Consider the following 23668-nt stretch of genomic DNA (forward strand, 5'->3'; position numbering starts at 1 on the left):
AATCTTTTTAAGTATAGAGTTTATGAAGAGAAGACTTATCCAATTCGTCACGACTTATTTTCTTTTTGTCCTCATATTCGTCCTCCAGAAACCAATTTTCATGGGTTACTACCATACCTTATATAATAAGGTGTCATGGACTGATTATTTCTCCGTGATAGGGCACGGGCTTCCGTTGGACCTTTCGCTTGCCGGTTATCTGACCGCTATTCCCGGACTATTGCTGATCGCTTCGGTCTGGATACAACCTTCCATTATCCGCCAGATACGCCGGGTATACTTCATGATCATAGCCATCCTGCTATCCTGTATCTTTATCGGTGACTTAGGGTTATATGAATACTGGGGATTCCGTCTGGATGCCACCCCGCTTTTTTACCTCTTTTCTTCTCCCAAAGACGCATTGGCCAGTGTCAGCATTTGGGTCGTAATAGCCGGACTGGCCGCAATCGCCGTTTATGCAGCCCTGCTTTACTGGATATTCTATCGGGTGCTGATTTATCAGAAGCAACCTCTGAAAATACCTTTCCACCGATTAAGCGTATCCGGAGTTCTGCTGCTCGTCACCGGACTCCTGTTCATCCCGATACGGGGAGGCTTCACGGTGTCGACCATGAATCTGAGCAAAGCTTACTTCAGCAGCAACCAGCGACTGAACCATGCGGCCATCAATCCTTGTTTCAGCCTGATGGAGTCGTTGTCGCGACAGGATAATTTCGACAAACAATACCGGTTCATGACGGCTGAGGAGGCCGACAAACTCTTCGCGGAACTCAAGGATAAACCGGTTACTCCGTCCGACAGTGTTCCTCAGCTTTTCACTACCGAACGCCCGAACGTAGTATTAATCATACTCGAAAGCTTCTCGTCCAAACTGATGGAAACCCTCGGAGGAGAACCCAACGTAGCTATCAACATGGATCAGTTCGGACGTGAAGGGGTTTTGTTTACCCACTTCTTCGCCAACAGCTTCCGTACCGACCGCGGCCTGGCAGCCATCATCAGTGGTTATCCGGCACAACCGACCACCAGCATCATGAAGTACCCGAAGAAGACGCAACACTTGCCTTCGATCCCCGGCAGCCTGAAAAAGGCAGGATACGACTTGCAATATTATTACGGAGGAGATGCCGACTTCACCAATATGCGTTCTTACCTGATTCAGGCAGGAATCGACAACATTGTTTCCGATAAGGATTTTCCTCTTTCCGAACGTCTCAGCAAATGGGGAGCACACGACCACGTGGTATTCAACCGACTGCTGAACGACCTGGAACAGAATCCTCCCAAAGAACCTTTTATGAAAATAGTACAGACTTCGAGCAGTCACGAACCTTTCGAAGTTCCGTTTCAACGGCTGGACAATCCGAGACTGAATGCTTTTGCTTATGCGGACAGTTGTGCCGGCGACTTTGTACGTCGGTTCAAAGAGACTCCTTTATGGAAGAATACGGTCATCATTCTTGTACCCGATCATCTGGGAGCCTATCCGCAGGATATAGACAACCTGACCGTAGACCGTTACCGGATTCCGTTGATTTTCATAGGAGGAGCGGTGAAAGAACCGAAACATATCGATACTTACGGTTCACAGATCGACATTGCCGCCACACTGCTGGGGCAACTGGGACTTCCGCACGAAGAGTTCGCTTTCAGTAAAAACATGCTTAACCCGGCCTCTCCTCACTTCGGATTCTTCACTTTCCCGAACGCTTTCGGAATGATGACACCGGAAAATGAAGTCGTATTCAACTGTGAATCGAACTCTGTCGTTTCGGACGAAGGAGAACATAAAGGAGAGAATTTACCCAAAGCTAAAGCATATTTGCAAAAGCTGTACGACGACCTCGCTAAAAGATAATCACCCCATAACCCAACAACGATATGACTAACGACCTTATCCAGTCACTGGCCAACGTAGACCAGAACCTGCTGCTATACCTCAACGGTTTTCATAACACCTTTGCCGACTATTTCATGAGTACCTTCACCGGGAAATGGATCTGGGTGCCGATGTATGCCAGCATCTTGTATGTACTGCTAAAGAATTTCAACTGGAAAATAACTTTGTGCTGTCTGGCTGCCATCGCGCTGACCATTACTTTTGCCGATCAGGTTTGTGCCGGCCTGATACGTCCCGTCGTAGAGCGCTTGCGCCCGGCAAACCCGGAGAATCCGATCTCCGACCTCGTTCACGTAGTAAACAACTACCGGGGCGGACGCTACGGGTTTCCATCCTGTCATGCCTCCAACTCTTTCGGACTTGCCTTTTTCCTGGTTTTCCTGTTCCGCAAACGGTGGCTGAGCCTTTTCATTCTCCTATGGGCCACACTGAACTGCTATACACGCATCTATCTGGGAGTACACTATCCGGGCGACCTGATTGTAGGAGCTGTCATAGGATGCTGCGGAGCTGCACTGATGTGCTATCTGTTGAAGAAAATAGCCAAAGGCACTTCCTTCGGCAAAGTGAAACATACGGAAATCACGATCTATGCCGGTTTGCTGACCACGTTGGGAATTCTGATTTACGCTTTCATCATGGCATAATCATTCTTACTTTCGGAGTTCTGGAAAAGACCTCCTCTTTTAAAATACAAAAAGCCGACGGCAACGCGCTTCTTCCTTATGAAGCATGCGTTCCGTCGGCTTATCATCTTTATTACCAACCGTGAATCCGGCTACCGGTCATGTCTTCTTCGTACCCTTACTCATAGGCCGGATCTTGCTTCAGGACACCGCCTGCCTTGTCTATTTCGGACTGCGGAATGGGGAAGAATTCAAATGCAGGTTTATACACCTTGATATATCCCGGATAGGCGGGATCTTCCGCTCCGTTCACCAGTTTATCCATCAGCTTCCATCGTTTCAACTGGAAGTAACGTAAACCTTCAAAACAAGTCTCAATACGCCATTCGTTCCGGATACGTTCGCGAAGGTCATCCTGTGAAATACCTGCCCCGATAGCCGGCTGACCGGAGCGTGTCCTTACTTTATTTATAGCATCCAGAGCTGTCGTAGTGGGTCCATGGGCTTCATTCTCCGCCTCGGCTATCATCAGCAATACATGAGCATAGCGCAACACGATTACATCTGCATCCGAAACAGTACTGTATCCGGGTGTCACATCCGTAGGCTGAATGTATTTGAGGGCACTGAAACCGGTAGGTCCTTTATTGTTCGATTCGTTCACCTGTACCTCCTCGTCTTTCCATCCGTCACCGGCAAAGTTAGCCATCATGGAGTGATTGACCGACTCATACAGACGGCGGTCCCTGTTCATGAACATCTTGGCACGTTCTGCTTTCTTCAGCGCATCATTGTTACCATACAATATGCTTTCGTCAGGACGTACGGTCAGAGGCGACTCTCCCCACGGTTTTCCATCCGTACATTCAAATGCATCCACCATATTGCGGGTCGGATCGAGAACAGCCCAGGCACCATAATACAAGTCCATGGAGTGAGTCAGGTTCGGACGCAGGAAGCGGACGGAGAACATGATTTCCGGTGATGCCAATTGTTTCTCAGAGATAAAATTGTCACGTACACGTGCTGCCAGGCTATATCCTTTGATACTCTGTAACAAAGTCAGCACCTCTTCCATCTTCGAAGGGATGGCCTTCCCATTGCTATCGTAGGCATCGAACAACAGAATTCTCGCCTTCAGAGCCTTGACAGCCGAAACGGTAAATCGTCCGGACGTCTGTGAGTCGGAATACAGTTTATCGGGCAATTCGCTGATAGCCTCGTCATAGTCGGTCATCACACGGTTCAACACTTCGGCACGGGTGGCCTTAGGCTGGTACATTGTGTTCAAGTCGAGTGACTGGGTCACAACAGGCACTTCTTTGTAACACTGATACAACCATGAATAAAAGTAACCGCGCAACGCTTTACACTGTGCGAGCATAAACTTCTTATCGTCTGCACTGATATCCGATCCGGTATACTGTTCGAGTTGTTCCATCAGGATATGTACACGGGCAATGCCTTTATAGCAATTACCATAAATGTCGGTCACGAACCCGCCCTGATTGGGAGTAAGGTCTCCCTGGGCGATGGTCTTGGCCCAACCGTAGGTACCTTCACTGTGTTGCACGATTGCATTATCGGTCAATCCGTCCAGACAAGGCATAATCTGAGAGAATACACCGGAGTACATGACCGAATAGGTTCCGGCCAAAGCTGATTCAAAGTCACTCTTCTTCTGCCAGAATACGCTTTGCGAAGGACTTGACGGAGGATCTTTCTGAAGAAAGTCTTCACACGAGGTGGCACCGAAAAGTAATGTGGCAGCTAACAATATATGAATATTCTTTTTCATTGCATGTCCTAATTAAAATTCAACATTTAAACCAAACGAGTAGATTCTGTTTTGTGGATAGATGGCATCTCTTCCGTCACCGTTACGTTCGGGGTCGAGTCCTTTGTAAGGGGTCAGGGTCAACAGGTTGTCACCGGAGAAGTAAATACGTACTTTGGAGATGCTTGCCTTTTCGGTCCATACCCGCGGTAACGTATAGCCAAGTGTCACATTCTTCAACCGGAAGAAAGAAGCGTCTTTCAGATAATAGCTGTTGGGACGTGTATTCTTGCCTCCGCCCATATCCTGCCAATAAAGTTTGGGATGTTTGGCTCCATACGGGTTTTCTTCCGTCCACATGTGCTTGATATAGTCTTTGTTGGGAGAAGCGCCTTGCATGAAAGGCTGCACTCCCCAGTCAGTGGTGTAATATTTCTTATCAGCTACTCCCTGACCGATCAACGACAGGTCGAAGCCTTTCCAGGTGGCACTGGCATTGATGCCATATTCAAAGCCGGGGAAGCGTCCGGAGAAAGTACGGCGGTCGTAATTATCGATCACTCCGTCCGGTTTCCCATCAGGGCCGCTGATATCCTTATACTTCAGGTCACCCGGCTGGGTGTTGTCATTAAACTGCTTCGGCGAAGCGTCAATCTCAGCCTTGTCGGCAAATACACCGATGCACTCCAGCATGTAGTATTCATCGTAAGGCAATCCCTCACGTTTGATACTGTAACTTCCGATCTCCTCTGCGCCAAACTCAGTCAGTTTGTTGCGCGAACGGTCAAAATAAACACCGGCATTATAACGGAGTCCCTTGAGTGTGCCTCCCTTTACCATATTGGCATAATTCAGGGCAACCTCTATACCTTTATTCTCTACCGAGCCATTGTTTACAGTCGGAGCTGAAAGTCCGAGCAAACTGGACACCTGTGAAGAGCGCAAAATGTCATCGGTGGTCTTTTTATACCAGTCGAAGGTCACACTCAAACCATCAAACACCTGTAAGTCAAAACCGATATCGGTAATGGTAGTCGTCTCCCACTTGATGTTACGATTGGCATAAGCCGTCTGCTGATAACCGATAACCACTCCGTCCGAAGTTTTGGTAAACGGATAGTCATTTACCCCGGAGATCATGGCCTGATAAGGATAAAGCCCGATATTCTGGTTGCCCAACTGTCCCCATGAACCTCTCAGTTTGAAGTTATTCAGCCAGTTGAGGTTCATTTTTTTTACGAACTCTTCTTCCGTAGCACGCCAGGCGACTGAGAATGACGGGAACACACCCCAACGGTTTTCATCGGAAATACGCGAAGTTCCGTCATAGCGCATATTGGCTTCAAACAGATAGCGTTCCTTGAAATTATAGTTGAAACGTCCGAATAAAGACTGGATAGCCCATTCTTCTTCACCTCCGCTGTTGCTCCAATCGGCCGTACCACCGGCATTGAGCACCGGCAGGTCAAAGGCAAAGTCCTTACGGTAAGCGTTGAGCGTTTCATATTTTTCCGATTCCTGATTATAACCTACCATCAAAGAGAAATTGTGTGCATTCTCCACCAGTGACAGGTCATATTTCAAGTAACTATAAAGATTGGTATAGAAACGGCGGCTATCGCCCACGCTCAGCCCCAATCCTCCTTTATCAAGCTCGGACGACTTCTCTCCGGTGTGGTAATCGTAAGTATAAGTCGTACTCCCTCTCCAGTCTTTACTTTTGTTCGACTGAAGACGGGCAGCACCCTTGGTGTACCATGTCAATCCCTTAGCCAAGTTGATCTCTAACCACAACTGGGCATTAATATCGAAATTGTTGTCACGTTTCATCGCATTCTCTCCGATAATGGCAGGCATATTCTTATTATGGCTTTCGAACGAATAAGCCGAACTTGTCCAACGACGAATCCCTGTTCCGTCGTCCGGCAACCAAGGCATATAGGTCGGTGCTTGCGAAAGAGTAGAGAGGAATGCATCGTTCTGGCCTTGACGGGGTTGTTCCGTTTCCCCATACATCAGGTTGGCATAGGTTCCGACTTTGATGAAATTGGTAATGCGTGCGGTAAGGTCGATTGTGGCGTTATACTTTCTATATTTGAATCCACGCATAGTACCCGGCTGATCTACAAAATTCAAAGCCACGTTATAAGTAGTTTTCTCTGTACTTCCGGCCATCGAGAGATTATGTGTCTGCACTACGGCCGTACGGAACATATAGTCCTGCCAATCGAAATTGGGATATTGGGGGTCACCGACATTATTCCGATAGAGGTTGATCTGATCTTGGGTGTACTGCTTTCCGGTTCCGGAGTTCTTCCAGGCCAGATTTGCCAACTCCATATATTCTGCCGAATTGGTAATCCGGTCGTAGAGTTTGGTCGGTGTATGCAAACCAATATTCCCATGATAACTAATGCTCACCTTATCTCCCACGGCACCCTGCTTGGTAGTAACGAGAATAACACCGTTGGCGGCTCTTGCTCCGTAAATGGCTGCCGAAGCAGCATCTTTCAAAACGGAAACACTCTCGATCACACTGGGGTCGAGGTTGGTCATACTACCCGGTACGCCATTGATCAAGATCAAAGGATCTGATCCGGCAGAAGAGAAAGTCCCCTGACCACGGATACGGAAAGAAGTCCCTTCGCCACCGGGCTGTCCAAGCCCCTGATTGACACGCAATCCCGGAATTTGTCCTTGCAACAGGATAGCGGCATTGGCAACCGGTCGTTTCGAAATATCGTCACCGGTCACAGCCGATACCGCCCCCGTCAAGTTAACCTTCTTTTGGGTACCAAAGCCCACTACGACAACTTCATCCAGCTTCTGAGTATCCTCCTTCAGAACAATATTCATCGGAGTTCTCTCCGCTTTGACAATCTGTGTTTTATAACCAATATAAGAAATCTCAAAAGTGCTTCCTTCCGGAACATCCAGAGAGAATCTTCCTTTCAGGTCGGTAATACTTCCCAAAGTAGTCCCTTTTACCAATACGGATACACCAACGAGAGGTTCGCCGGCTTCATCGGTAACAATGCCGCTGGCTTTTACATTGTGCTGTTGTGTGACGGTAACTGCATCTTGCTTTAGGCTATCGGCCACAGCAAACTGGGGTGACATACATAATAGCAGCAAACTGGTACCTGCTATTTTGAGGCAATTCATTTCACGAGCTTTGATCAAACTCGGAAACAGGTTAGTTCTTTTTGTCATACATTAAATTTTTCGGTTAAACATAAAAAAAGGAATGTTCCATCCGGAAGATGTATAAATCCGGAATCAGTTTGGTCGTTCTTCTAAGTCTTCATAGGCCTTTTAGTTTTGATTATTAGTTTTCTGTCGACATTAAAACTTTGCTGAACTATGCTGATATCCTATTCCGAAAAACAATTCATTGGGGAGTAGTCCTTTCAGGACTTGGAAAGACAGGAATTTTGTACAGTTTATCAGAGTAAAAGCAAGAAATGCAGATGCTTTTTTGAAGGAACAACCGTATCATTTATACTTATTTGTACCCATATTCTACCAAACTAAAATATAATACACTGAATATATGCAACTTATATCTATAAGATAGAAATTAAGGATGCCGTTTCGATTTACTACAAAAGATTGGTTAGTTTAAGTTCTCTGGTATTTATTAAAAAAAAGATTCTATTTTTGCATTTTATTAATTCTTATTCTTATCTTTGCTGCATAACATCTGCCAAAGACTTAAGAGATGTGAATTATTTGTTAGCCTTAAAAGCTCCGAATTGCGTTTTCTACACTGCGGATATAGTCCTGAAAGAACTTAGCAATCCAATACGTACTCCAATCCTCCTCATATTTCTCTTACCGGCTCATCCGGGTGTAATCCAAGTTCTATGCCTAACTTTCTTCATCTTAGCGGCGAAGATATACATCTCCGCAGGCAAGATGTATATCTTGGCGGCGAAGACACACATCTTGGCTGCAAAGATGAAGTTTGATTGCCCTTTCAAGCAGATTTTCTTTCTATGCCTTAGGACTTTGGGCGAAATGAAATCTTATTTAAAATAGTGATTAATTTATGCCGGCTATTTGAACATTAATTGTTTTATCGTGGTATTGTAGAAAAAGAAGTAATGTTTTAGCAATTGTCCTATTTTCAAGTATTTGCACGGCATTACTATCAAAAGAACTCTTTCAAAGGCAAAGGTATCCCCAAAACATGAAATTCAGGCAGATGCAGAAAGGCATCCCGACAATTACAGGTCGTAAAACATCATTCTTAAATAAGTAACAAATAAAGCCAAAAGGAACATACCTGCATTTTTGAGGAACATCCCCCAATAGCTACTATTCCAAAAATAGTACGCCAGTAAATAGCTAAAAGTACTTATCCCTAAGAAAATAAGCACAGCAAAAAGTATCCAATATTCAAAACCGGCAGCTACCACCCCAACACACAATGTATTGACTCCCCACCACATCAGAAGATGATATAAGGCTAAGTTTGATAGATAAAAAATAATCTTTCCAAGTGTTTCCATAATCCGGCATTTATCATTTCCTTTTCATTTATTTGTCCCGAGGATATACTGCCACCGCTTCATTTTCTTTTTGTTTTCTGTCTGCGTGCGATTATCCACTGAGGACCGTCAGGAAATATTTTCAGGTTATCAAAGGTAAGATTTTGTACGTTACTTATTGAAATACTTTATATACCAGTCATAGAATTTTCGGATTCCTTCTTCTATGGAAGTAGAAGGCTTATAGCCAAAATCATTTTCCAACCGGCTTGTATCGGCATAAGTACATACCACGTCTCCCGGCTGCATCCCCATCATCTGCTTAACTGCCGTCTTACCCGCTGTTTTCTCAATCACAGAAATGAAATCCATCAGTTCCACAGGAGCGGAATTACCGATATTATAAATATAGAAAGGAATAGGATCGGCAGAAGGATGGGCGATGATCTTCATCAGCCCTGCGATGATATCGTCTATATAGGTGAAGTCACGACGCATCTGCCCATTATTGAATACTTTAATGGGATCTCCGTTCAGGATTGCTTTCATAAACAGGCATGGAGCCATATCTGGACGTCCCCACGGACCGTACACTGTAAAGAAACGCACACCGGTAGTCGGTATACCGTACAGTTTGCTATAAGCATGGGCCATCAGTTCATTCGACTTTTTCGTCGCTGCGTATAAACTTACCGGTGTATCGGCCTTATCCGTCTCAGCGTAAGGCACCTTGTCATTCAGGCCATAAATGCTGCTTGAGCTGGCATATACCAGATGGTTCACCGGGTAATGACGGCAACACTCCAGCAAATTCAGGAAACCTACAACATTCGATTCGATGTACGCATAAGGATTTTCTATCGAATAGCGCACACCCGCCTGGGCTGCCAGGTTAACCACAACATCAAAATATTCGGATTCAAACAAGTGGTTCAATCCGTCACGATCAGTCAAATCGATCTTAATAAAGCGATAAGAAGGGTATTTAGAACTTGGTAACAATATACCACCTTCTATCGAGTCTTTTGCTATACCAGTATCAGCAAGGCGGTCGTACTTCAACTGCACATCATAATAAGAATTGATTATATCCAACCCTACAACTTCGCAACCCTGTGCTATCAATGCTTTTACTGTATAAGAGCCGATAAAACCCGCAGCTCCTGTCACTAATACTTTCATGATTCAATCTTATTTAGAGTACCATTACGGAAAAACGGCCTATAACATAATGTTCCTTACCGTCAACAAATTTCTGCAGTTCCTTGTTCGAACGTATTTTCTTGTTCGAAATCATCAGGATGGTATTCTGATATTTATTATCCAAAACTTCTTCTTCAGTCACTTCTTTCACACCTTCGTGCAGGTAGACATCCATATTTTCAGGACGACGTACATTCAGGACACAATAACCGGAAGTCCCTTTTTCTTTGGAAAGTTCCACTGCTTTCCGGCATAATTCGGAATAACCCAATTCACTGTTAATGGCAGGTACATCCCAACCGCCCACAAAGATAGCACAAAACAATCCGAAGGCAAGCGTATTGATAGTCTTGTTCAACGATTTCTTCCGATAGAGGAAATACAGAGCCGCACAACCACTAACTGTCAACACTCCACCGGCCACGTAAAAAAGCTTCTGTCCCAGAAATTCGGTGCCCGGCATTCGTCCCAACACGATAAGAGCGGGCAGGCCTGCCACAAAAACAACGGCAGGAAGAACCAACGTCAACGCCAGCCATTGATTCCATCGGAAATGTGATAGCAAAAGTACGGCCAGATAGACAAAAAATGGGAAAGTCGGTGCCAAATAGACGGCAAGTTTACCACTGAAACAAGACAACATCAGCAAAGTACTGAGGATGATTACCATAAAGAAACGCTCCAGATCTGAACGGATCAACCGACGGCATGCCCCGGCCACAATCACCCCTATCAGCAATAACGCCCAAGGAGCCAACGAATACCAAACGGAAATAAAATAATAATAGAAGGGTGCACTATGGTCGAAAGCATTGACAGCCCGTCCTACAGTCTGGCGGAATAGCAGATCATGCAGATAGTTCAAACCTCCCTCTTCCCAACAGACACCACCAAACCAGATGAAACATCCTAACAGTAGCACGGCAAATGTCTTCCATCCCCAATAGCGTCCGAAGGTTTTCACACGCCCGGTGATAAGCAGAAAGACAAAAGTAGACAGCAAGGGTACCAGTATACCGACCGGACCTTTGGAGAAAACAGCCATAAAAATATAGAAGGGAAACAGAAAGGCATTCCGGTTCTTGCTGCCCTGCCCTTTCAACATCCGGTAGAAAGTACGGAGGGCAAGAACGATGAACATACACATCAGCATATCCATACGCAAAACAACTGCCAACCCTAAAAACAAGCCGCAACTCATCAACATTAGCTGTGCCGAAAGACGATTGGCCGCAGATGTTTCACGTTCTACCCATCGATCCATTACCAGCATAATCACCAGAGCAGGAATGAAAGAGAAAAGTGACGCAAACCACATGGCATGACTGCCCAGCAACCATTTGCCCAGCATCAGAATCCAGAAATACAAAGGAGGCTTATCGGCATATTGCACACCGTGATTGGTGAACGTAAAAATATCACCATTGCGCAGTGCCTCATCGACAATGCTCAGATAGCGTAACTCATTGGAGGGAGTATAATCCCGGAAAATCAGCACCGGCAATACTGCCAGCAATAATAAAAACGGAAGAAATTTACTTTTCATAGGCAACTGATTGCTTGGAGCTTTTACGCCCAATCATCAGATTGCGAAAATAGGCTACGAAACCGACCGACTGACCCAAAATCAGAACCGGATCGAGACGGAATACACCGTATGCCACAATAACCGATGAACCGACCAGACTGATAATCCAGAAACCGGCAGGCAGTAAAGACTCTTTATGATGGAATGAATAAGCCCATTGATATACAAAACGAAGAGTGAAAATGACTTGCCCCATTGAACCGAAGACCAACAGCCAGAGAGGCACCTTTTCATTTCGGAAAAAACTATCGATAAAGTGTTGTGCATCATGCAGCATAAAAGCTGCTGCAATAATGGGGGTAATTACCAGCAGAGTTTTCAGTACCCCGTGCAATTTATTCCAAATACCCTTCTCGTTCAGATTCCACAAATAGATATAATAAGAAATAAACTGTCCGAAGATAATAGAAAAATCATCACGCAACCACCCATAGATACACAACAGATAAGAACCGGCAATGCTCAGAATCCAAAATATGGAAGGAGATACTACCTTCTTTGCTTTTTCCGATAGTACCCACTGGAATATGATGCGCGCAGAGAAAAAAGCCTGCGCCAAAAAACCGATTACATAAATAAAGCCGTTACCTCCCACAAGACTACTCCATTAAGTTATTGTCGCCGACACGATAGTTAATATATCTCTTCTTCATCCAACGGTACGCAAAGCAATCGAGGAAAGGAGAAACCAGTCTGTTCCACAAATGATACTTGGATGTACCTGCTACACGCGGGAAATGACGGACAGGAATCTGTTTGATCTTAGCATCCTGCAATAAAATCAACGCAGGAAGAAAACGGTGCATACCCGTAAAGAACGGAATACGTTTGGCATAGGCCGTATGCAACACTTTAAGAGGGCAACCTGTATCCTGAACACCATCATGGGTCATCATCCGCCGGAAACCATTGGCAATCTTGGACTGGAGGTTTTTAAAAAAGGAGTCTTTACGATTGGCACGGATACCCATCACCAACTGATAGTCGGCAATATCCTTCAATAACAGATTGAAATCCTCGGGAGTAGTCTGAAGATCGGCATCCATGTATCCCACATATACCGACTCAGCGTAGTCGATACCCGCTTTCATGGCGGCACTCAATCCGGAATTTTTCGCCAGATCCATATAAAAGAAATCCTTATTGCGCGCGCATACCTCCATGATACGTTGCTTACTGTTATCACGTGAACCATCGTTCACAAACAATACACAAGCCGTACAAATAGAGTTGGGCAAAAATTCTCCCAATTTCTGTTCCAAAGAGTAGATATTGTCTTCTTCGTTGTATACCGGAACAACGATAGTCAGTTGATAATTGATCGTTTTATTCATTGCCTCATTGTAAATATCCTGCAAAAATACAAAAAATAAGAAATAAAACAGGGGTATTGAAACAACAAACCAAATCTAATTTATGTTTTTATAGCACAAAAAGAAAAAATGAAACCGGATTATAACATTCATACAGACTTAAAACAGAAAAAGAATGCCGGAAAGAATATCACTCCTCTCCGGCATTGTCTGTTGTTTTATAAATATAAAAACGAAATCAGGCTTTCCGGATGTAATCAACAATCCATGCTCCTACTTCTTTCGTGCCAAACTTATCACCACCTTCTACCTGAATTTCGGGGGTACGTACATTTGCATCCAAAGAAGCATCGACAGCCTTACGGATCAAAGCGCCTTCGGCTTTGCAATCGAAGTATTCGAACAACATTGCTACCGAAAGGATTTGTGCCAGTGGGTTAGCAATATTCAAACCTTTTGCCTGCGGCCATGAACCGTGAATCGGCTCGAACACCGGAGTACTCTCGCCCGTAGAAGCAGACGGGAGTAATCCCATAGAACCGCTAATTACAGAACCTTCGTCGGTCAGAATGTCGCCAAAGGTATTCTCCGTCACCATTACGTCAAAGAACTTAGGCTCCTGGATCATCTTCATTGCAGCATTATCCACAAACATATAATCAGTAGTCACCTCCGGATACTGCGGGGCCATCTCTTGTGCAATTTGTCTCCACAAACGACTGGAAGCAAGCACATTGGCTTTATCGACTACAGTAAGGTGTTTGCGACGCTTCATTGCGTATTCAAAACCGACTTTCAGGATACGTTCAATTTCGGGACGTGTATACATATTCGTATCATATGCTTTATCATTATCCTGATATTTCTCACCGAAATACATACCACCCGTCAGCTCACGGATACACAGGAAGTCGGCTCCCTCTACTAACTCTGCACGAAGAGGCGACTTATGAACCAAACATTTAAAGGTTTGCACCGGACGGATATTGGCAAACAAACCGAGTTTCTTACGCATAGCCAGCAGCCCTTGTTCCGGACGTACCTTGGCAGTCGGGTCATTGTCAAACTTAGGATCACCTACAGCCGAAAAGAGAACTGCATCGGCATTCTTACACACCTGATAGGTTTCTTCGGGGAAAGGATCACCTACTTTATCAATAGCATCCGCACCACAAATGGCATATTCATAGTTTACTTTATGTCCAAACTTCTCACAGACGGCACTCATCACCTCTACACCTTGTACAGAGATTTCCGGTCCGATGCCGTCACCGGCTAATACAGCAATTTTAAAATCCATATTGTTCAATAATTAATATTCTTCTATTATATTCAGCATTTTAATAGTAGCTTTGATGGCAGCCTCTGTCTGGTCGGCATCCAATCCACGGGTACGGAACACCTTTTCACCAAAACTCCAGGTGATGACTGTCTGTACGAAGGCATCGGTACGGCCTCCGGGAGGGATACTTACGGCATAATTAATCAGCATCGGGAACTTACGCCCCAAAGTCACCTTATATACTTTACGCAAAGCGCGTACAAAGGCATCGTACTGTCCATCACCGGAAGAACTTTCTTCGTAAACCTGACCGTCGATTTCGATACTCAGTGTTGCCATCGGCTTCAATCCGTGTGCTAAAGTGACAAAGTAGCTTTTCAATTTTACTTTATTGCTCATGCCATCGTGCTTCAACACATCAGAAATAATATAGGGCAAGTCTTCCTGAGTAACCAACTCTTTCTTATCACCCAACTCAATGATTCGCTCCGTAACCTTCTTCATGGACTCTTCATCCAGTTCCAGTCCCAGACTTTCAAGATTCTTGCGAATATTGGCCTTACCGGAAGTTTTCCCCAAAGCATACTCGCGTATACGCCCGAAACGCTCGGGAAGCAGATCATTACAATAAAGATTACTTTTATTGTCTCCATCGGCATGTACGCCGGCGACCTGAGTAAATACATTCTCACCTACAATCGGTTTGTTGGCGGGTATCACAATGCCCGAATACGATTCGACCACACGACTCACATCATTCAGCCGGCTCTCATCGATATTGGTTATGGCATTGAAATGGTCTTTCAAGATGGCCTGTACACTCGCCAAAGGAGCATTTCCGGCACGTTCACCCAAACCGTTGATAGTGGTATGGAGCCCTTTTACCCCACTCAGCACGGCAGCAAGCACATTACTTACAGCCAGATCATAATCATTGTGTGCGTGAAAGTCGAAATGTGTGTCAGGATAACGCTTTTTCATCTTCCGCATAAACTCAATCACCTGAAGCGGGTTCAGGATACCCAATGTGTCGGGAAGCATAAACCGTTTGATAGTGGTCTCCTTCAATGCATCCACAATCTGGAACACATATTCGGGAGAGTCCTTCATACCATTACTCCAATCCTCCAGATATACATTAACCTCAATATCGAGTTCATTGGCATAATCCACTACGGCAAGAATGTCTTCGATATGTTCTTCGGGCGTTTTCTTCAACTGGCAGGTACAATGTTTCAGCGAACCTTTGCACAGCAGATTGATGACACGACATCCGGTAGCATGAATCCAATTCAATGAAGTATGTCCGTCGACGAACCCCAATACCTCTACTTTTTGCAGTAGATTCCTTCGGGCAGCCCAGTCACATATCATTTTCACCGCATCAAACTCTCCATCGGACACACGTGCCGAAGCTACCTCCACACGATCTACTTTCAACTCCTCCAGCAGAAGTCGGGCAATCATTAGTTTTTCATGGGGCACAAACGATACTCCGCTGGTCTGTTCACCGTCGCGGAGAGTCGTGTCCATGATTTCTATTTTGACGCCTTTTCCCATTGTTCTATTTTATCTTTATTAGTCAACAAAAAGTCGATGTCGTCAAGTCCATTCATCAGACAGTGCTTCTTGTAGGCATTGATTTCAAAATGTTCACTCTTTCCGGTAGCTTTGTTAGTGATGGTTTGTTCCGGCAGGTTAACTTCCACTTCCATCTTCGGATTCTTAAAGATGGAATCGAACAACTCTGCAAGGAATTCCTCGGTTACCACAACCGGAAGAACGAAATTATTCAATTCATTGTTTTTATGAATATCTGCAAAGAAACTACTCACCACTACACGGAAACCATAATCAGCAATGGCCCAGGCAGCGTGCTCTCGGCTGGATCCCGAACCAAAATTTTTTCCGGCTACCAAAATTTGTCCTCCATATGTAGGATCATTCAACACGAATGATTCTATTTTATTCCCTTGTTTATCGTAACGCCAGTCCCTGAACAAGTTCTCTCCAAACCCCTCCTTGGTTGTAGCTTTCAAAAAACGCGCGGGAATAATCTGGTCTGTATCCACATTTTCTAATGGAAGAGGTACACAAGTACTTGTAAGTATATTGAATTTTGCTTTCATCTTTTTATTTTCGATTTAAATAATTGCGATTTACAGTGCAGGCGGACAATCTCCGTTCACAAACTCCTTGAGCAGTAAATCCCCGATCGTCCTATAGCTCTATTACATCAGTTCTCTCGGATCGGTAATCACTCCCGTTACGGCAGCTGCAGCCGCCACAAGCGGGCTGGCCAATAGCGTACGGGCTCCCGGCCCCTGACGTCCTTCAAAATTACGGTTACTGGTGGAAACTGAATATTTACCGGCAGGAATCTTATCATCGTTCATGGCCAGACAAGCCGAACATCCCGGCTGACGAATGGCAAAACCGGCATCTTCCAGAATCTTATCCAATCCTTCTTCACGGATCTGGGCATCAACCATCCAAGAACCCGGCACTAACCATGCAATCACATGTTCAGCTTTCTGACGACCTTCCACTATGGAAGCGAATGCGCGGAAGTCTTCGATACGCCCATTAGTACAAGCACCCAGAAATACATAATCAATCTTTTTACCCAACAATGATTCACCCGGCTGAAATCCCATATAGTCCAGAGATTTCAAGAATGAAGTTTTCGTTGTTTCATTCATACCCTCGGTTGTAGGAATATGCTGCGTGATGCCCATACCCATACCCGGATTAGTTCCATAAGTGATCATCGGCTCGATATCGGCTGCATCAAAATGGATTTCTTTATCAAAAACCGCATCTTCTTCACTCTTCAAAGTTTTCCAATACGCCATTGCTTTATCCCACTCTTCGCCCTGAGGAGCATTTTCACGCCCTTTGATGTATTCAAAAGTCACTTCATCGGGAGCAACCATACCGCCACGGGCTCCCATCTCAATAGAAAGATTACAGAGTGTCAACCGGCCTTCCATTGTCAAACTGCGGATTGCCTCACCGGCGTATTCTACAAAATAACCGGTTGCACCGCTGGTCGTCATTTTCGACATCATATAAAGAGCAATGTCCTTGGCTGTAACTCCCTTACCCAATTCGCCATCTACCGTGATACGCATAGTCTTGGGACGTGACTGCAAAATACATTGTGAAGCAAGTACCATTTCAACCTCACTTGTACCGATACCAAAAGCAACCGCTCCCATCGCACCGTGAGTAGAAGTATGTGAATCGCCACAGACAATCGTCATTCCGGGTAAAGTGAGTCCCCGTTCGGGACCTACCACATGAATAATACCATTTCTTTTATCCATCATCCCATAATGCGTCAGCCCAAAATCGGCTGCATTCTTAGTCAATGTATCCACCTGAGTTTTTGAGACAGGATCTTCAATAGGCTTATCCTGATCGTGAGTCGGTGTATTATGGTCCGGCATGCAATATACCTTCTCCGGACGGAGTACTTTAATCCCGCGTGCCCGTAAACTGGCAAAAGCTTGAGGACTGGTCACTTCGTGACAATATAATCTGTCGATATAGAGTTGTGTAGGGCCATCTTCCACCGTAGTCACTACGTGTGCATCCCATATTTTATCAAATAATGTATTCATCTTTTTATTTATTATTTTACGATTTACAAATTACGTTTAGAGTCACATCACTTAGTAAACTTGTTGATACAGTCGATATAGGCTTCTACCGATGCAGCTATGATATCTGTATTTGCACCAAATCCGTAATACATCTGGTTATCATACTCAACCTGCATGTGCACCTTACCCACATCATCACTTCCTTTGCTAATGGCTTGAATCGTGAATTCCTTCAAAGTCATATGACGGTCAATAATACGCTTCAGAGCCTTGATGGCAGCATCCACCGGACCATTACCACTGGCAGCCGCTTCAAATTTCTCTCCGGCAATATTCAATCCGAGGCTGGCAACGGAACGGACTCCTACTCCACTGGTCACCTGAAGATATTCCAATTTGATGCGATGGTTACCACTTCTGTCTGCACCCGCCAATACCAGAATATCATCATCATGAATATCTTTCTTGCGGTCGGCAAGTTTCAGGAATTCTTCATATACTTTATCCAGTTTTTCCTGATCCAGTGTCACACCCAGAATGGAAAGGCGATTTTTCAAGGCAGCACGTCCGCTACGGGCTGTCAATACGATAGAGTTATCGTCGATACCCACATCGTGCGGATCAATTATTTCATAAGTCTGCACATTCTTAAGTACGCCATCCTGGTGGATACCCGAAGAATGCGCAAATGCATTGCGTCCAACAATGGCCTTATTAGCCTGTACCGGCATATTCATCAGGCTCGATACCATACGGCTGGTAGGATAAATCTTCTGAGTATTGATATTCGTCTCAATATCAATCTCGTGATGGCTCTTAATAATCATTGCTATCTCTTCAAGGGCCGTATTTCCCGCACGTTCACCGATACCGTTGATGGTAACCTCTACCTGGCGGGCACCATTCAGAATACCTGCCATCGTGTTGGCAGTAGCCATTCCCAAATCATTATGACAGTGGGTAGAAATGATTGCATTCTCAATACCTGCTACATGATCTACCAGATATTTGATCTTTGCGCCATACTCGGAAGGCAGGCAGTAACCTGTTGTATCCGGAATATTCACTACCGTAGCACCAGCCTTAATAACCGCTTCAATCACACGAGCCAAATATTCATTATCCGTACGTCCTGCATCCTCTGCATAAAACTCTACATCATCCACAAAACGACGGGCATATTTCACTGCCGCCACAGCACGTTCGATAATCTCTTCCCGATTAGAATTGAATTTATATTTAATATGTGAATCTGAAGTACCGATTCCTGTATGAATACGCTTATGTTTAGCAAACTTCAGGGCATCCACTGCCACATCGATATCTTTTTGTACCGCACGCGTCAATGCACAAATCGTCGGCCAGGTCACAGCCTTTGATATTTCAATCACCGAGTTAAAATCGCCCGGGCTGGAAATAGGAAAGCCTGCCTCAATTACATCTACACCTAAAACTTCCAATGCCTTTGCCACCTGAATTTTTTCCACTGTATTCAACTGGCATCCCGGTACTTGTTCACCATCGCGAAGGGTGGTGTCGAAAATAAATAATCTGTCGCTCATATTCTATTTTTTTAATCTGATTATACACCATCAAAAAAGCCTTTCACACAAGGAAGTGAGAAAGGCTTTCGTATATTTTCATTATACACATTTACGCGCGATACTCACTTCCCCCGACCTTTGCCAGCAGAATAATAATACCACACAGTAGAATATGTATAAATGATTGATTCATGTTTATTGTCTCTTTTATTGTTTGACGATGCAAAGGTATAGATTATTTCTTAGCCTCCAAATAAAACGTTACTTTTTTATTCATAAAAATATCATTTCATAAGAAGAACTGCTGTATAATAACAAATATATCACAATCAAAGTTCATATATCTGCCTACAAAAAATGGGAATAAAGTACTGTTAGATACCTTATTCCCACTCAATTATAGCTTTAATGCCTGTTGATTACTTCTTATCACAAGCTTTCTTTTCACAATTTGCATTCTGAGGGCATTCTGTTTTCTGATCGCATGCAGCTTTATCTTTGCAACAAGCCTTGGTAGAGTCACAAACAGCAGAGTCACCTTTGCAACAAGTTGCAGCAGATTCCACTGCTTCTACAGCAACTGAAGTAGAGTCTGTAGCAGCTTCCGAATTAGCTGTTTTATTACCACCACAAGAAATCATCGCAAAAGAGAATGCCACCATTGCAGCAGCTAAAAAGAATTTTGTCTTCATACTTTAAATATTTGCTTTAAACGTTTATATAAATACTCATTTGCAAATATAGATAAAATAAATGAATCTCCCAAAAACAAGTCATCCCCTCGTGTCTTCTGACCCGAGGGGATGAACTCTCTAAAAAAAACGGCGACTACCTACTCTCCCACTGTTACGCAGTACCATCGGCGTGATCAGGCTTAACTTCTCTGTTCGGAATGGGAAGAGGTGGAACCCTGATGCTATAGTCACCTGAATAAGGCAGACATAATGTACAAAAGTAAACTTAGCCGTCTATCAAACCGATAGTAAAGCTAAACGGATATATAAACCATAAAAGACAATAAAAGAAAGTCATCGGGCAATTAGTAACGCTCGGCTGTGATGTTACCACCTGTACACCTGCGTCCTATCAACGTTGTAGTCTACAACGACCCTAAAAGAAATCTAATCTTGTGGCTGGCTTCGTACTTAGATGCTTTCAGCACTTATCCAATCCCGACTTAGATACCCGGCAATGCACCTGGCGGCACAACCGGTAAACCAGAGGTCAGTCCAACACGGTCCTCTCGTACTAGTGTCAGAGCCACGCAAATTTCATGCGCCCACGATAGATAGAGACCGAACTGTCTCACGACGTTCTGAACCCAGCTCGCGTGCCACTTTAATGGGCGAACAGCCCAACCCTTGGGACCTTCTCCAGCCCCAGGATGTGACGAGCCGACATCGAGGTGCCAAACCCCTCCGTCGATATGAGCTCTTGGGAGGGATCAGCCTGTTATCCCCGGAGTACCTTTTATCCTTTGAGCGATGTCCCTTCCATACGGAAACACCGGATCACTATGCTCTAGTTTCCTACCTGATCGACTTGTAAGTCTCCCAGTCAAGCGCCCTTATGCCATTACACTCTGCCGCCGGTTACCAATCGGCGTGAGGGCACCTTTAGAAGCCTCCGTTACACTTTTGGAGGCGACCACCCCAGTCAAACTACCCACCAAACAGTGTCCTCGCAACAGCGAGTTAGAACTCAAATAATCAAAGGGCCGTATTTCAACAGCGACTCCACAAATACTGGCGTACCTGCTTCAAAGTCTCCGGCCTATCCTACACATCAATTACCCAAATTCAATGTTAAGCTATAGTAAAGGTTCACGGGGTCTTTTCGTCCCATCGCGGGTAATCGGCATCTTCACCGATACTACAATTTCACTGAGCTCACGGTTGAGACAGTGTCCAGATCATTACACCATTCGTGCAGGTCGGAACTTACCCGACAAGGAATTTCGCTACCTTAGGACCGTTATAGTTACGGCCGCCGTTTACTGGGGCTTCAATTCAATGCTTCTCTTGCGATGACATCTCCTCTTAACCTTCCAGCACCGGGCAGGTGTCAGGCTGTATACGTGATCTTTCAATTTTGCACAGCCCTGTGTTTTTGTTAAACAGTTGCCTGGACCTATTCTCTGCGCCCTCCCGTCACCGGGTAGGGACCCTTTATCCCGAAGTTACAGGGTCAATTTGCCTAGTTCCTTAACCGTGATTCACTCAAGCGCCTGAGTATATTCAACCCGACTACGTGTGTCCGTTTGCGGTACGGGTACCATTAAGATTAAGTTTAGCGGATTTTCTTGGGAGTATGTTTACACGCACTATTACCGTTTTCCGAGGAAATTGGTATACTATCAGGTTCGACTCTTATCCCGGATTTGCCTGGGATAATCAACATCTACACCCTTTAACGGACTATTCCGTCAGTCCGCGGCGTTGTCACTCCTCCGTCTCCACGTCACTCTTAATGCTAGTACAGGAATATTAACCTGTTCTGCCATCGGCATCACCGTTCGGCTGAGCCTTAGGACCCGACTAACCCTGATCCGATTAGCGTTGATCAGGAAACCTTAGTCTTGCGGCGAGGGGGTTTCTCACCCCCTTTATCGTTACTTATACCTACATTTGCTTTTCCACACGCTCCAGTAAAGCTCACACTTCGCCTTCAACGCAGAGTGGAATGCTCCCCTACCGATACTTACGTATCCCATAGCTTCGGTAAAACACTTAATGCCCGATTATTATCCACGCCAAACTCCTCGACTAGTGAGCTGTTACGCACTCTTTAAATGAATGGCTGCTTCCAAGCCAACATCCTAGCTGTCTTAGCAATCTGACTTCGTTAGTTCAACTTAGTGTTTATTTGGGGACCTTAGCTGATGGTCTGGATTCTTCTCCTTTAGGACATGGACCTTAGCACCCATGCCCTCACTCCTGAGATCGAACTAATGCGCATTCGGAGTTTATCAAGACTTGATAGGCGGTGAAGCCCTCGCATCTTATCAGTCGCTCTACCTCACATTAGTAATTCTCAAGGCTGCACCTAAATGCATTTCGGGGAGTACGAGCTATCTCCAAGTTTGATTAGCCTTTCACCCCCACCCTCAGGTCATCCGGAAGCTTTTCAACGCTTATCGGTTCGGTCCTCCAGTTAGTGTTACCTAACCTTCAACCTGCCCAAGGGTAGATCACTTGGTTTCGCGTCTACTCCTTCCGACTATCCGCCCTGTTCAGACTCGCTTTCGCTTCGGATCCACATCTCAAGATGCTTAACCTTGCCGGAAAAAGTAACTCGTAGGTTCATTATGCAAAAGGCACGCCGTCACAGCATAAGCTGCTCCGACCGCTTGTAGGCGCATGGTTTCAGGGACTATTTCACTCTTCTATTCGAAGTGCTTTTCACCTTTCCTTCACAGTACTGGTTCGCTATCGGTCTCTCGGGAGTATTTAGCCTTACCGGATGGTCCCGGCTGGTTCACGCAGAATTCCTCGTGCTCCGCGCTACTCAGGATACCACTACGCTTCAGTTACCTTAGAATACCGGGCTATCACCGTCTATGGCGCGACTTTCCAGTCGCTTCTTCTCAATAACTTTCTTGCGAGAGCGTGGTCCTACAACCCCACACATGCCGTAACACGGGTGGTTTGGGCTATTCCCCGTTCGCTCGCCACTACTAGGGGAATCATTATTTATTTTCTTTTCCTGCAGGTACTAAGATGTTTCAGTTCCCTGCGTTAGCCTCCAACTTGGTTGGATGACATTCCTTCAGAATGCCGGGTTGTCCCATTCGGAAATCTTCGGATCAAAGGTTATTTGCACCTACCCGAAGCTTATCGCAGCTTATCACGTCCTTCATCGCCTCCGAGAGCCAAGGCATCCGCCATGCGCCCTTATTTACTTTCTTTTATCGCCAGGTTCATCTCCTTTTCTTAAAAAGGATCTGAACCAAATGGTTCGATATATACTTTTAGCTCTTACTAAATTTACTTTTTTTGTACATCATGTCAAAGATCGTATGATAACATTCAGCAACTTGCGTTGCCAGCGTATCAATGGTGGAGAATAACGGATTCGAACCGTTGACCCTCTGCGTGCAAGGCAGATGCTCTAGCCAGCTGAGCTAATCCCCCAATCATACAAGATATCAATCTCGTCTTGGTAGTCCCAGGCAGAGTTGAACTGCCGACCTCTACATTATCAGTGTAGCGCTCTAACCAACTGAGCTATAGGACTAGTTCAACCGTGTCCTGTTTTTAGACTCGGCTTCTGTTTTTCTCTTGTTTATCTCTATCTATATTGCTATAGATGGTCGATCTATATTCTATAAA

At 45.0% G+C, this 23668-nt stretch carries 15 protein-coding genes, 2 tRNA genes and 2 rRNA genes; 2 read left to right on the forward strand and 17 right to left on the reverse strand.

What is annotated here, in order from left to right; translation table 11 throughout:
* The first annotated feature begins 22 nt into the window (after nucleotides 1–22).
* Nucleotides 23–1861 carry an LTA synthase family protein gene (locus tag R3O62_RS20400; RefSeq protein WP_005780866.1) on the forward strand — a complete coding sequence of 613 codons (1839 nt, stop codon included), beginning with the start codon at nucleotides 23–25 and terminating at the stop codon, nucleotides 1859–1861.
* 23 nt (nucleotides 1862–1884) lie between these two features.
* The gene (locus tag R3O62_RS20405) at nucleotides 1885–2550 is read left to right on the forward strand and encodes a phosphatase PAP2 family protein (protein ID WP_005821366.1); all 666 of its coding nucleotides are present in this window, start codon (nucleotides 1885–1887) and stop codon (nucleotides 2548–2550) included.
* Between the two features lie 157 nt (nucleotides 2551–2707).
* On the opposite strand, the gene R3O62_RS20410 is transcribed toward R3O62_RS20405, so the two are convergent.
* The 17 genes from R3O62_RS20410 to R3O62_RS20490 form a co-directional block, all read right to left on the reverse strand.
* Complete coding sequence (locus R3O62_RS20410) at nucleotides 2708–4327, reverse strand: RagB/SusD family nutrient uptake outer membrane protein (protein WP_022012046.1); 1620 nt, start codon at nucleotides 4325–4327, stop codon at nucleotides 2708–2710.
* 12 nt (nucleotides 4328–4339) lie between these two features.
* On the reverse strand, nucleotides 4340–7519 hold the full coding sequence (locus tag R3O62_RS20415) for a SusC/RagA family TonB-linked outer membrane protein (RefSeq protein ID WP_269110477.1): 3180 nt from the start codon (nucleotides 7517–7519) through the stop codon (nucleotides 4340–4342).
* 1016 nt (nucleotides 7520–8535) lie between these two features.
* The gene (locus R3O62_RS20420; RefSeq protein WP_032535606.1) at nucleotides 8536–8820 is read right to left on the reverse strand and encodes a hypothetical protein; all 285 of its coding nucleotides are present in this window, start codon (nucleotides 8818–8820) and stop codon (nucleotides 8536–8538) included.
* Between the two features lie 150 nt (nucleotides 8821–8970).
* Complete coding sequence (locus tag R3O62_RS20425) at nucleotides 8971–9981, reverse strand: NAD-dependent epimerase/dehydratase family protein (RefSeq protein WP_032540236.1); 1011 nt, start codon at nucleotides 9979–9981, stop codon at nucleotides 8971–8973.
* A 13-nt stretch (nucleotides 9982–9994) separates the two neighbouring features.
* A complete protein-coding gene (locus tag R3O62_RS20430; protein ID WP_032535605.1) occupies nucleotides 9995–11548 on the reverse strand; it encodes an ArnT family glycosyltransferase in 1554 nt (517 codons plus the stop codon).
* Nucleotides 11538–12185, reverse strand: a complete 648-nt coding sequence (locus tag R3O62_RS20435; protein ID WP_005807865.1) for a lipid-A-disaccharide synthase N-terminal domain-containing protein — start codon at nucleotides 12183–12185, stop codon at nucleotides 11538–11540. Before R3O62_RS20435 ends, R3O62_RS20430 begins: the two co-directional genes overlap by 11 nt.
* Nucleotides 12186–12189: 4 nt before the next feature.
* Entirely contained in the window at nucleotides 12190–12924 is a 735-nt protein-coding gene (locus R3O62_RS20440) for a glycosyltransferase (protein WP_005807866.1), read from the reverse strand.
* 217 nt (nucleotides 12925–13141) lie between these two features.
* Nucleotides 13142–14203, reverse strand: a complete 1062-nt coding sequence (leuB, locus tag R3O62_RS20445) for a 3-isopropylmalate dehydrogenase (protein ID WP_005807868.1) — start codon at nucleotides 14201–14203, stop codon at nucleotides 13142–13144.
* Nucleotides 14204–14215: 12 nt separating this feature from the next.
* Nucleotides 14216–15745 carry an alpha-isopropylmalate synthase regulatory domain-containing protein gene (locus tag R3O62_RS20450; RefSeq protein ID WP_032530698.1) on the reverse strand — a complete coding sequence of 510 codons (1530 nt, stop codon included), beginning with the start codon at nucleotides 15743–15745 and terminating at the stop codon, nucleotides 14216–14218.
* Complete coding sequence (leuD, locus tag R3O62_RS20455) at nucleotides 15724–16314, reverse strand: 3-isopropylmalate dehydratase small subunit (protein ID WP_005780891.1); 591 nt, start codon at nucleotides 16312–16314, stop codon at nucleotides 15724–15726. The genes R3O62_RS20450 and leuD overlap by 22 nt, the downstream gene beginning before the upstream one ends.
* A 102-nt stretch (nucleotides 16315–16416) precedes the next feature.
* On the reverse strand, nucleotides 16417–17811 hold the full coding sequence (leuC, locus tag R3O62_RS20460) for a 3-isopropylmalate dehydratase large subunit (protein ID WP_032540237.1): 1395 nt from the start codon (nucleotides 17809–17811) through the stop codon (nucleotides 16417–16419).
* Nucleotides 17812–17858: 47 nt separating this feature from the next.
* Nucleotides 17859–19355, reverse strand: coding sequence for a 2-isopropylmalate synthase (locus tag R3O62_RS20465; protein ID WP_005780895.1), 1497 nt, complete (start codon nucleotides 19353–19355; stop codon nucleotides 17859–17861).
* 401 nt (nucleotides 19356–19756) lie between these two features.
* Complete coding sequence (locus tag R3O62_RS20470; RefSeq protein ID WP_005780897.1) at nucleotides 19757–20029, reverse strand: hypothetical protein; 273 nt, start codon at nucleotides 20027–20029, stop codon at nucleotides 19757–19759.
* Nucleotides 20030–20156: 127 nt separating this feature from the next.
* Nucleotides 20157–20267 (reverse strand): 5S ribosomal RNA (gene rrf, locus R3O62_RS20475).
* An 89-nt stretch (nucleotides 20268–20356) separates the two neighbouring features.
* Nucleotides 20357–23244: ribosomal RNA gene (locus R3O62_RS20480) — 23S ribosomal RNA — on the reverse strand.
* A 149-nt stretch (nucleotides 23245–23393) separates the two neighbouring features.
* Nucleotides 23394–23470: transfer RNA gene (locus tag R3O62_RS20485), tRNA-Ala, on the reverse strand.
* 26 nt (nucleotides 23471–23496) lie between these two features.
* A tRNA-Ile gene (locus R3O62_RS20490) sits at nucleotides 23497–23573 on the reverse strand.
* Between the last annotated feature and the right edge of the window lie 95 nt (nucleotides 23574–23668).

Source organism: Bacteroides hominis (assembly GCF_033042785.2).
GTDB classification, from domain to species: Bacteria; Bacteroidota; Bacteroidia; order Bacteroidales; family Bacteroidaceae; genus Bacteroides; species Bacteroides hominis.